General features: G+C 59.9%; 12 protein-coding genes. 3 read left to right on the plus strand and 9 right to left on the minus strand.

Annotated elements, in window-relative coordinates; all coding sequences use genetic code 11:
* Positions 1 to 655: 655 nt before the first annotated feature.
* The gene (locus NKI25_RS35180; RefSeq protein WP_352708754.1) at positions 656 to 1,909 is read left to right on the plus strand and encodes an OmpP1/FadL family transporter; all 1,254 of its coding nucleotides are present in this window, start codon (positions 656 to 658) and stop codon (positions 1,907 to 1,909) included.
* 345 nt (positions 1,910 to 2,254) lie between these two features.
* On the opposite strand, the gene NKI25_RS35185 is transcribed toward NKI25_RS35180, so the two are convergent.
* Entirely contained in the window at positions 2,255 to 2,530 is a 276-nt protein-coding gene (locus NKI25_RS35185) for a hypothetical protein (protein WP_352594575.1), read from the minus strand.
* A gap of 122 nt (positions 2,531 to 2,652) precedes the next feature.
* Positions 2,653 to 2,937 (minus strand): hypothetical protein, encoded by a 285-nt coding sequence (locus NKI25_RS35190; RefSeq protein WP_352708756.1) that lies wholly within the window; start codon positions 2,935 to 2,937, stop codon positions 2,653 to 2,655.
* A 155-nt stretch (positions 2,938 to 3,092) separates the two neighbouring features.
* On the opposite strand from NKI25_RS35190, the gene NKI25_RS35195 reads away from it, so the two are divergent.
* Positions 3,093 to 3,335 carry a hypothetical protein gene (locus tag NKI25_RS35195; protein ID WP_352594572.1) on the plus strand — a complete coding sequence of 81 codons (243 nt, stop codon included), beginning with the start codon at positions 3,093 to 3,095 and terminating at the stop codon, positions 3,333 to 3,335.
* Positions 3,336 to 3,516: 181 nt separating this feature from the next.
* The gene (locus tag NKI25_RS35200) at positions 3,517 to 3,957 is read left to right on the plus strand and encodes a hypothetical protein (protein ID WP_502897500.1); all 441 of its coding nucleotides are present in this window, start codon (positions 3,517 to 3,519) and stop codon (positions 3,955 to 3,957) included.
* Positions 3,958 to 4,093: 136 nt separating this feature from the next.
* Here NKI25_RS35200 and NKI25_RS35205 read toward each other — a convergent pair whose 3' ends face one another.
* Genes NKI25_RS35205 through NKI25_RS35235 form a run of 7 tightly spaced genes read right to left on the minus strand, consistent with a single transcriptional unit; the run spans position 4,094 to position 10,420 of the window.
* Positions 4,094 to 5,242 carry a response regulator gene (locus NKI25_RS35205; RefSeq protein ID WP_352708757.1) on the minus strand — a complete coding sequence of 383 codons (1,149 nt, stop codon included), beginning with the start codon at positions 5,240 to 5,242 and terminating at the stop codon, positions 4,094 to 4,096.
* 12 nt (positions 5,243 to 5,254) lie between these two features.
* Positions 5,255 to 5,620, minus strand: coding sequence for a response regulator (locus NKI25_RS35210; protein WP_352594569.1), 366 nt, complete (start codon positions 5,618 to 5,620; stop codon positions 5,255 to 5,257).
* Complete coding sequence (locus NKI25_RS35215) at positions 5,617 to 6,681, minus strand: sensor histidine kinase (protein ID WP_353000757.1); 1,065 nt, start codon at positions 6,679 to 6,681, stop codon at positions 5,617 to 5,619. Before NKI25_RS35215 ends, NKI25_RS35210 begins: the two co-directional genes overlap by 4 nt.
* Complete coding sequence (locus NKI25_RS35220; RefSeq protein ID WP_353000759.1) at positions 6,633 to 7,724, minus strand: HAMP domain-containing protein; 1,092 nt, start codon at positions 7,722 to 7,724, stop codon at positions 6,633 to 6,635. The genes NKI25_RS35215 and NKI25_RS35220 overlap by 49 nt, the downstream gene beginning before the upstream one ends.
* Positions 7,690 to 8,277, minus strand: coding sequence for an SCO family protein (locus tag NKI25_RS35225; protein WP_353000761.1), 588 nt, complete (start codon positions 8,275 to 8,277; stop codon positions 7,690 to 7,692). The genes NKI25_RS35220 and NKI25_RS35225 overlap by 35 nt, the downstream gene beginning before the upstream one ends.
* Positions 8,274 to 9,383: an ABC transporter substrate-binding protein gene (locus NKI25_RS35230; RefSeq protein ID WP_352594565.1), complete on the minus strand. Its 1,110-nt coding sequence runs from the start codon at positions 9,381 to 9,383 to the stop codon at positions 8,274 to 8,276. Before NKI25_RS35230 ends, NKI25_RS35225 begins: the two co-directional genes overlap by 4 nt.
* Before the next feature lie 32 nt (positions 9,384 to 9,415).
* The gene (locus NKI25_RS35235) at positions 9,416 to 10,420 is read right to left on the minus strand and encodes an ABC transporter substrate-binding protein (RefSeq protein ID WP_352594563.1); all 1,005 of its coding nucleotides are present in this window, start codon (positions 10,418 to 10,420) and stop codon (positions 9,416 to 9,418) included.
* Between the last annotated feature and the right edge of the window lie 894 nt (positions 10,421 to 11,314).

The raw sequence follows: 11,314 nt of genomic DNA on the forward strand, positions 1-11,314 counted from the left end.
ATGTAGTACCGCTCACCCCACGCTCTTGCGATTCTGAGGGAACGCGAAAGACCGACCCTAAGCGGAAGCTCGCTCGCTCCGGGTCAATTCACGGCCATGACCCCAAGCGGACGCTCATTCGCGCAGGCGAGGTCGTGGAGGCGCCATTTCAGGCCGCTGGCGCCGTTGATCAGGATGGCCACCCCGCATCAAAAGCGCACGTACCGATTTACCGGTTGCTCCGCTTTTCGCGTTCAAATGCACAGCTTTTGGCCTCCTGCCGTTCTCTTCGGGGATGGCCGGGGAGGTTTTTCAGGCAAAGATGACTTCGGCGAACTCTCATCAGTTGGTGGCTCTGTGGCCGATGTGTCACACAGCAACGACGCAATGCCGGTTCGGGTCAAAAAGCAATTGATTGGTACGCAATGATAATTCACCTTCATATCAAGGCGGGCTTGGCTGGATGATGCAGAGGGGGACCTCTGAATGCGCCTGAGCCATTTTGTCCGTGACGGTTTGGCAAGTAGGGCACCTAGATTTGCTCTCATTCCATCATTGACGTGCCAGAAGTGCTGGCCGCCTGCCGTCGACACCAACAACAGCTTCCGATCTTCTACTTCTTCTGACTTGACACTGCCGTCGCCTCGATGCGCCGGCGGCCATCGAGAGTAGCGAGATGCGCGCAATACCCTTTGTTTCGACGATAGTGGCGATGGTAGCGGAGGTCGCGACAGCGGAGGCCGGGGGCTTTGCGGTCCGCGAGCAATCCGCCTACGGACAGGGCTCGAGCTTTGCCGGCATGGCAGCGCCGGGCGATTCGATCAGCTCGATGTTCTGGAATCCGGCGGCGGTGACCACGGTGACCAATCCGACCATCGAGGGCAATCTGACAGCCATTTTCCCGCGCTCGGAGCTTGATGTCGACCCCACGCGTTCAACGCTTACGGCGTTGGGCATTACAGGCAATGGCGGCAACGTTGGCGAGACCGGCATCGTGCCGGCGGGCTATTTTGCAGTGCCGGTCACCGACGAGTTCTATATCGGCTTGAGCGTCACCGCGCCCTATGGCCTCACTACGACTTCGCACGCGCCATGGGTCGGGATGTTCAGCCATCTCGACGCGGAGGTGGTGTCGGTCAACGCGACTCCGGTGCTCGGCTTCAAGCTCAATGACATGATCAGCGTCGGCATCGGCATGCAGATCGAGTATTTCGACGTCGACATCGAAACGGCGCTCGCACCGACCGCCACGCCGCCACGGCAACAGCTTAAGGGCGATGACGTCAATGCCGGTTTCGTTGCCGGCGTGACGTTGACGCCCTTCGACGGCACTACCATCGGCATCGGCTACCGTTCGATGGTCAAGCATTCGCTGAACGGCAGCCAGTCCTTCGGCATCCCCGTCGTTACGCCGATCGGCACGATACCCGCGGGAACCTATCCGGTCTCCGCCGACATCACGCTACCTGAAACTGTATCGATCGGCGTGCGTCAGCGCATCAACGACGCTTTCACGGTCATGGCCGGCATGGAGTGGGCCAATTGGAGCCGGATTCAGACCGTGCCGTTCGGCGGTTCGCCGGCCCGCACGAGCTTGGCACTCGATTTCGACGATGGATGGTTCTTCTCGCTCGGTGGCGAGTACAAATACAATCCCAATTGGACGTTCCGGGCCGGTCTCGGCTATGAGATCGCACCAACCACGGACGAGCACCGCTCCATGCGCCTGCCGGATGCAGACCGCGTCTGGGCCAGCATTGGCGCGAGCTACAACTGGAACGAGCGGCTTTCGATCAACGCCGCCTATACACACCTCTTCGTAGACGATGCGCCGGTCGACGAAACGACGGCAAACATTCGTTATGCCGGTGCGGCCGACGGCCGCGTCGACATCATCTCGCTCGGCGTGCGTTACAAATTCGGCGGATAGGAGTTCAATCCCTTGGCGCGCAGTTCGGCAGGGCTGCAGGAACAAGGTCCGCGCCGTCCTTTGATGGCAGCCTCGGCCTTCAGGCGCTTGCAGGCAGCCTCCGCGAGCCTTCAGAAAAATACCTTTGGCTCACCGCCGGAGGAGTCGATCAAGTCCAAGAACTTCCGGCAAGGCAATAGCTAGCTGAACTCCGCGACGCGCAGTTGTCGCTCAAGCCATTTGGCGAGCATTGGGAAGCGATCGACCATCTGCATCGGGACATAAAGTGGGCGCTCAATCTGCTTAACAATAGGCCGGCGGACTACGAGGAGCCGCATTTCGCGCCCATGTCGCGAGGGTGAAGAACTAGCCTATCAGTTTAGTGAAGTCGTGGCGCCGCGCGCGAACATGTGCCAGCAAATTCGTTTCGTTTACGACCCCTGATTGAAAGAGGTTCAGCGTGGTCGAGGCCAGAATCTGACCGTCTATCGGGGTGCTGTACCATTTGGCGTCGGCGGTTACCTGGTCGACAACCCGCTGGCAGATCGCCCGATCTTTAGGTCTAAGGAACTGACTGTTCAGTGCTCGTAGCATCTCGACGCCTTGAAACGGGGAGTCACCTGTCTCCCGCGCGATACCCATGCGTGGTCTCCGAGCATGGACCCTAAACGCATTCAGGCAGAAAATTGCCATTCGTTTGAGTGGTACCGATGTCGCGTGGATAAGCGGCGGTCCGCGAGCTAATCCACCATGTCGCGGAGCGGCTACTTGCGCTTTGGCGTCCTGTACTTCTCGACCAGCCTGACCTTGTCGATGTCGATCGTCACCAGCGGTCCCAGATCGACGGTCACCCTGCCGCCTTCCTCGTCTATGCGCGTGATCTGTCCGGCAAGCTCGATCTGCTGCCCCTTCTTCACCTTGGTATGATCGATGATCGAATGCGGAAAGCTATAGCTCGGGATGGAAACGCTGACGTGGTCCTCAGTGACCCGTCTGCGGACTGTGGCTGTGATCGCCACCACGTCACCAATACCTATGCCCCGCGCCATTCCATGAGTCTGGTGCGCTCGGCGCCTTACTCAAGATATTGCTAATTATGGATGAGCCCGCTTCCTCCAATCGATGGATGAAACCGATCGTGGGCCGGTGCTACTTTGATGCATCTCGCGACTTACCCGACAAGAGCTGGCTCCAGGGGCAAAATATGAGCAAGGCGACTCTCATTGCTATCGCAATCCTCGCGATCAGTGTCGGCTGTGCCGAAGCCAAGGACCGTAAGGTCGAAACCGCGACGCTCGGCACGTACGCCAATTCGAAGAACCTGCCGGTTTGTACCGCGTCAAGCTCACTCTTCGAAGTCCTCGGTGATAAATGTTTTCTCGTCACAGGTTCGATGATCTATGGCGACATCGCCGAACTCTCCCGGACAATCACTTTGAGTTGGTAGCAACAACCTCCCAGCGCGGCCTCCATTCTCCGGTATGAAGTTGCGTCGCAGGGGCTGCCTTCGCCCAGATATCGACCCAGTCTTGGAAGATAGACCGCATCAGTCGTCTACCTTTGCCTGAGCTGAAAAGCTGATCGAAACAATTCGGAATAAGGGTGCTCGTTTTGCCGTACCTGGTGTGGTGGATCTTAGCGACATCGCGGCCAGCGCCGACGGCGTCGCCAAGATCGTGCTCGAGTCCATTCAGGAAATGTTGCTGAAGCTCGCCCTGCAAATGGCTCGAGACGACTTCGAGGATCGCCGCGAACGCCAGAGGCAAGGTATCGAATTGGCAAAGGCGGGCGGGAAATATGCCGGACGCCAAGCTGACCTGGTGACACACGAACGCATTATTGTCTTCCGGTCTGGCGGCAACAGTATCAGCAGGACGGCGAAGCTGACCGGCTGCAGCGAAGCGCAGGTGAAGCGCGTCTGGGCTCGACATCAGAAGGAAAGCGGGAAGCAGGAAATGTTGTCGCAAAAGTTGAGTTCTGCGACTGTGCAAAGTCCGATGCAAAACCGTCGCCTTGATCGGGAGTTTTCGCGACTATGGAAGGTCGCGAGAGGTGGTTTTCTTCCGTAGCTCCCTCGATCGGAACGAGAAAAAAGCGCCAATTGCTGCCGTTCGCTTGCTGCCGACGAACGACCGCTTTCCACACCGGTCATTTCATGCCGTCGCTCGGTTCGCCCGCGGGTCACTCATTGGGCTGCGTTCATCACTAACTTGACCGGCCAAGCCACCGGACAACTTCGTAAGCCAGCATAGGGCGGCGAAACCCCTTCAGCCTCAGTTCGCCAACTGGAACGGATTCGACCAATGATTCAACGGCACCAAGAACCCGTTGGCTGACGAGAATCTGGCGAGACTTGGCCTCCTCGCACAATCGAGCCGCATGGTTCGACACAGTGCCAATCACCGCATAGTCCGCGCGCTGATCGAAACCGATCCGCCCTATGGTGGCGTGGCCCCGGGCAATACCGATTCCGAAGCCAAGCAAGTAGTCCCGTTTGCGCCATCGCTCTGAATGCTCGTCAATTGCGTCACGCATCGCCGCAGCCATTGAGACAGCCCTCTCGGTGTGATCGGCACAGGGCAGCGGATCATTGAAAACAACAACGATACCGTCGCCCACGAACCGCTCCAAAGTCCCCTCGTGACGGACGATTTGTTCGCCGAGACAGGAATGGTACTCGCCAAGGACCATCATTACCTCCTCGGGCTCGGCAGTCTCGGCGAAGGCTGTAAAGCCGCGCAAGTCGCAGAAAACGACGGTCACCTCGCGACGGTGGCTTTGAAGAAGCGCGTCTCCATTGCCTGCCGCAACGACAAGGTCGGCGACCTGCGCGGGAAGAAAGCGTCGGAGCCGGCCGATTCGCTCGATCTCCGTAACCTGCTCCGCCACTGTTTGTTCAAGAGAGCGATTCCATGCAGCCAATTGCGCTGCCTGATCCTCGAGGAGCCGCGTCTGGCTCTCCACGGTATCGTATAGCGCCTTCTGGCGCAGCATCGAGCGTACGCGCGCCATTAGTGCCCTGTGCTCGAACGGCTTGGTTAGATAGTCATCGCCGCCGGCATCCAACCCCTCGACCACATCTCGTGTATCGGCTTTTGCGGTCACAAGGATAACGGGGATCGATCGCAGGGAAACGTCTGCCTTAAGCGTCCGCACGACGCTTATCCCGTCGAGCTTCGGCATCATGATGTCGAGGAGGATCAGGTCCGGCTTGAGGGTGCGCACCATGGCAAGCCCCTCTTCGCCGTCCGCTGCAGTCACCACTTCGTAGCCATTCGCCTCGAGGCGCATGCGCAGGATTTCGAGATTTTCCGGCGTGTCGTCGACGGCGAGAATGCGAGGCGGATCGTGCAAGGCCCTGTCTCCTCAGGAAAGCAACTCCCGGATCTTGGCAAGCAGCTGGCGCGGACTGAATGGCTTGGCAATGTAGCCATCGCACCCTGCAGCAAGGGCTTTCGCCTCGTCGCCTGACAATGCGTAGGAGGTGACGGCGATTATCGGAATGTGCCGGAGCGCCGGGTCAGCCTTTATGCGGTTGGCAGCTTCATACCCGTCGATCACCGGAAGCTGAATATCCATCAGGATCAGGTCCGGCTTTTGCGCTGCGGCGGCAGCGACGCCGGCAGCACCGTCCGCGGCCTCGATCAGTTCGTATTCGGTGGTGGCGATGAGATCGCGCACGATCTGCCGGTTGTCCTCGGTGTCTTCCACCATCAGGATTCTCTTCCTCATGCTGCCTTCACATCCTCTCCCGCTCGGATCGGTATCTTCATGCGGAATGTCGAGCCTGAACCCGGCACGGACTCGACGCCTATGGTTCCACCATGCATTTCGACGATACGCTTCGAAATCGCCAGGCCGAGACCCGTGCCACCCTTCTGCCTGGTGCTGCTGTTGTCGACCTGTTGGAATTCATCGAAAATGAGCGCCTGGTCTGTGGGTGCAATGCCGGGACCCGTGTCGCGTACGATGATCTCGAAGTGGCCGTCGACCGCGTCGGCAAGGATGTCGATCGCGCCCCTCTCCGTGAACTTGACGGCATTGCCGGCAAGGTTGAGCAGGACTTGGGTCAGGCGGCGTTCGTCCCCGCGGCCCAGGGGAAGGTTTTCGGCGACGGTCACAGCGAGCGAAAGCCCTTTTGAACGCGCCAGCGGCTCCACAGCTGTAACGGTCGATCGAACAATTTGCCCAACGGAATAATCCTCGAGCGCCAGCGTGAGCTGACCCGCTTCGATCTTTGAAAGATCGAGCACGTCGTTGATGAGCCCCAAGAGATGACGGCCGTTTGCTTGCACGCGCGCCACGGTTGCCTTTGCTTTGTCCGGGAGCTCCCCGTAAATCCCGTCGACCAAAAGTTCGGTAAAGCCCAGAACCGAATTGAGCGGCGTCCTCAGCTCGTGGCTCATATTCGCGAGGAACTGAGACTTATGGCGGCTGGCCGCCTCTAGCTCCCGGCCTTTTTCTTCGATCTCGCGGAACAGCTTCGCGTTTTGAATGGCGAGCACCGATTGGGCTGCAAAGGTTTCCATCAGATGGACGATTTGCTGGTCGAATTCACCTGGGTTGCGTCGCCTGACGACGAGCGCGCCGACGATCTTGTTCGGCCTGAGCAGCGGAACCACCAGGACGCCGCGATATCCGGCGTCGAGGACGATCTTCTGAGCGGGAGAGGGCGTTCCTTCGCTGAGATCGGGTACCTGGACAGGCGCACGGCGCCGTGCGGCGTCGCCAATCCCGGGATCGTTCAGCCCGATGGCCTGGTCGGAAATCGCGGCAATGAGCTCATCGCCCACCCATAAGTCGCGCGTGAGCGGAATTGTTGTCTGGTGCTGCTGAACACATAGATAGTGCCCGCATCCGTGTCCGAGAGTTGAACTGCCTTCGCCACGATCGTCTGTAGCACCGTGTCGAGATCGAGCGTCGAATTGACCGCCTTGCTGACTTCCCCGAGCGCCTCCAGTTCGCCGACTGATCGCGCAAGCTCGGCCGTGCGCGCCTGCACCTCTTGATATAGCCGCCCCAGCTGCTCGGACGTCTGGTTGACATTGCCGGCAAGCACTCCGAGCTCGTCCCGATTGACGACGGCAACCTGCTGCGCAAAGTCGCCGGCTGCTATCTGGCGCAGACGCGTCTCGATCTTCTTGACCGGCTCGATCAACGACCAGGAGATGATGTAGCCAAGCGCCAGCGCCAGCAGAATGCTACCCACCGCAAAGGAGACCACGATCAGCCGGGAGGTGCCGTACGCCCCCTTGGTCGTTTCGATGGCGGTCACCATGTCGGCTTCGGCGATGTTGACCAACTGGTTCGTCAGCCGTTCGAGGCGCTCGGCCAATGGCATGATCTCAGTTTGCTGAACCTTGCGCGCCTCGTCCGTGCGGCCGGCGCGGATGAGCTCCACGACCTGTGTCACCCCCGCCGTAAACCGGTCGTACTCTTGCCGGACTTGGCCGAGCACTGCCGCCTCACTTTCGGCCACGAACTCCATGCGGTCGAGGTCGTAGCCAAACTGGCTGAGCTGGCGCAGCGCTGCATCCAGCATCCGGTCGTCCTGAAGCAAGAGCGCGGTAGAGATGCTGTAGAGTTGGTTCGTCGTGTCGTGCTGAACCTGGCGGTAGGCTGCGATCCGGCGCTGCAGCTTGATCAACTCATTTGTTTGATCGTTGATCCCGCTCAACACCTGCAACCCGACGGCCCCGAGCACGATCAGCAGGCCGACGATCGACAGAAAGGCGATCAGCAGCTTGGTCTGCACGCGCGCCGGCAGCCGCGCAACCCAGCCCACCAGCCGGTTTGTGATGTTATTTGGATTCGTCCAAGAGGCTGAGAAGGTCACCCCGGAACTCCTCCAAGTCGAACCGGACGCCGAGATACTGTACGCGCAAGGTGCCGGTCGGGTCTATGAGCGACGTCAGGAATGTGTGATCGACGTCTCCTTTCGCCACCTTCCTCGCGAAGATGCCGTACTTGCGTCCGACCTCACGGATGGTTGTCGGATCGCCTGTGAGAAACGCCCAACCGTCCAGATCAGCGCCGAAGTCCTGTGCATATTGCTTCAGCACTTCGGGCGTATCGTGCTCCGGATCGACGGTGATCGAAACGAAGGCAACACTGGGCCCGAACGCAGAACCTAGCTTGTCCTGCACGTGCGCCATGTTGGCGGTCAGCATCGGGCAGAGGTCGGGACAATAAGTATAGATGAAGGTGACGGCGACCACCTTGCCGCGAAAGTCGTGGAGCGACACGGGCGCTCCATCCTGCGACGTCAGCGTAAAATCGGGGGCCGGTCCGATCCTCGGCAGGCGCTGGTCGTGCGGCGCGTCGTGCGCGAGCGCTGGCCAGGGAACAAGCAGCGCCAACAGCAGAGCGCCGGCCAGCCACCTGCTCATATCTTCAACTCGCGCTTCAGTTCGTTGAGGAAACGCCAGTCGGTGCCTTGGGCCAGGAGCTTCTGGGGGGCGCTCTTGAGCATCCCGACCTCGTGTAGGCGCAGGGCGTAGAAGCGCAGGGTGTCCTCCGCGCTATACTCGCGCCACTGACCGTAGGGGATCTCCTTCATGACCTGGACGGCAAGGTCGTAGCGCTTAGTAAAGCCCTGGTCCAACAGGAACTGCGCGGACTGCTCGGGCTCGCTGGCGCAGAAATCCGCCGCTTTCAAGATGGCGCGGAGGGCGCGTTTGGTGGCCACCGGATTCGTGCGGACGAACTCCCGGTTCCCAGCCAGCATGCAGCAGAAGTATTGCGACCAGGGCCGGTCCACAGTGCTGCTAATGACCACATGGCCGATCTGCTGCTCCCGCATCTCCTGCGGTTCGGGGGGAAAGCCTAGGTAGGCATCGATCTTCCCCTCACTTAGGAGCCGGATGGATTCGGATCCCGGATGCGTGACGAAGTGTATGTCCTTGTGGAGGTCCAGGCCCACATACGCCGTCATAGTGGCGAGAAAGACGTATCGGCTGGAATCCAGCGCCGGCACGGCCACGGTCTTCCCCTTGAGGTCGCGAATCGCCTGGACGCGATCGGTCCCGAACAGCTCAAAGCAGCCGACGTGGAGTCCTGCCAGGATGACGATGGGATCCCCCGCCTCCAGGCGGAGAAGGAGCGGGGCGGCGAAATGGTTATTAAGGTCGGCTTCACCGGAGGCGAGGGCCGTCTCGATATCTGCGGTCCCCTCTTTTTGGAGGTAAGTGACCTCGGTGAACCCTTCGCTGCGCAGCAGTTCTTCGGCTACATACTGGGGGGCCTGACAGATGCTGGGAATCCGGACGAGCCGGATCCGCGTCGTCTCAGGCGGTGGCTCCGCAGCGGCGGCTCGCCTGGGGTGCCACCCCAGTAGCCCCGCTGTCCCCGCCAGCGTTATCCCACGCAGGAACCTCCGTCGGCTGAATCGTCCGGGGTATAGGGTATGCATGGGAACCTCCCTTCCAAATGCTGGCCAGTGTGACACCGAGAACGCTGACCGGTGGACAAGCCCGAGCGTCGGCCATGCCAGCATGGCGAGCTCCAGGCCATATATTTACTAGTTGCTCACGTCTTCAACTCGCGCTTCAGCTCGTTGAGGAAGCGCCAGTCCGTGCCCTCGGCGATGATCGTCTGTGGGCTTGACTTGATCATGCTGGCTTCATGTAGGCGCAGGGCGTAAAACCGTACGGTGTCCTCGGGCTCGTATTCGCGCCACTTGCCATAAGGCACGTCATTCATCGTCTGCAGGGCATAGTCATAGTTGGCGGTGAACCCGTTATCGACGATCTGTTGCGCGACGCGCCGTGGCTCGGTGAAACAAAGGTCCGCCGCTCTGAGAATGGCGCGCAATACGCGCTTGGTGGCAGCCGGATTGTTCCGAACGAACTCCGCATTGCCCGCCAGCATGCAGCAGAAGTACTGCGACCAGGGACGATCGATAGCACTATTTACGACCACACGGCCGATGTTGCGGGCGCGCAGCTCCTGAGGCTCGGGCGGAAAGCCGAGGAACGCATCGACCTTTCCTTCTACGAAAAGCTCCATGGGCTTTGCGGAGGGACTGGAGACCCAGCTGATGTCCTTGTCGGGATCGAGCCCGACATAAGCTGCCATGCTGGTCACGAACACATGCGGGGTTGATCCCAGTCCTTGTATGCCGACACTCTTGCCCTTCAGGTCTGTGATGCTGCGGATATTCTCTTTTCCGAAGAGTTCAAAGCAACCGGGGTGCACGCCCGCCAGCACCGTGATCGGATCTCCGGCATCGATCGCAAGGGCGAGTGGTGCGGCGAAATTCAGACTGAAATCCACCTCGCCGCGCGCGATCTTCTCCGATTGCCCGACGCCTGCTTCCGCTGCCACATAACGGACGTCGGTGAAGCCCTCTGCCCGCAGCAGTTCCTCTGCTACGTACTGCGGCGCAATGCAGATGCCACTGATCTTTGCAAGGCGGATGGAGGTGGTCTCAGGCGGGGGCTCGGCCCGGGCGCTTGTCGCTCTGCCGAGAAGGCGCGCGAGACCAGCTGCCGCAGCGCCGGCTAAGAAATGGCGGCGATTCTGGATCTGCATCGGATGCTGCTCTCCCACAAGCTGCAAACAGATTGCAGTCGGAACGAACAAAAGAGGTTCCGGCAGAAGCGGATAGTCTCGTGAGCGCGCCGAGTAGTCAAAGCGCGCCCAGTCCAGATGTGGGAGTCTTGCGCTCTCAGTCGCCGGACCAGGAATGTCCCAACCAGCGATAAGCAAATATACTCCTGATTTGCGTTTGGAGCGAGGGTAAAGCTCAATCGCTGCCAAAACACAACCTAGAGCAGCGGGGCCCGTTTTGGGTCCACATTCTACCTGAGCCACGCGAACACAGATCGCCACATCGGCTGCCCCGCAGCCTCCGACACCCGAACGTCCGCCGTACTCTTTTTCGGACCTTCGACAGCGTGTCGACGATCGTCTGCATCGGATCATGGGTTTGAATTCGACCGCCGTCGAACGAACTTCTGTTTTGGCTGTGGAATGTTGCCCTTCGCCTCGTCAATTGGAACGAGCAAGTTGCGCCATGTTCAGACATTCGCGGTGCTTCTCCAGAGCGGACGTTAGCTCATCGGTAGGAGTCGACCTGCGGACCATGCCTGATGGTAGGTGTAAGGGAACGGCGTGACCCCCATGCGATGAAGCGGCGGTAGGCCGCCGCTCCGAATTTGAGCGGCCCGTCCGGCAACGCTATAATTGACCGGCAGGGGACGTTATCGATGACGCAAATCAGAGCGATGACTGAGCAGGACGTGCCGTCGGTATCGCTGCTCATTGGAGAGTCTTGGCGCAGGACGTACTCGCCAATCATGGGTGCCGAGACCGCGGCCCGCATTTCGGATGAAGATCACACGCTGCAGCGGATTGCGGCGGAACTGACAGACACCAACAAAATGTCGTTCGTGGCAGAACGGCCAGACGGCTCGATTGCCGGCT

Origin of the sequence: Mesorhizobium sp. M0808, from assembly GCF_040320025.1 — a bacterium.
Classification (GTDB): Bacteria; Pseudomonadota; Alphaproteobacteria; order Rhizobiales; family Rhizobiaceae; genus Mesorhizobium.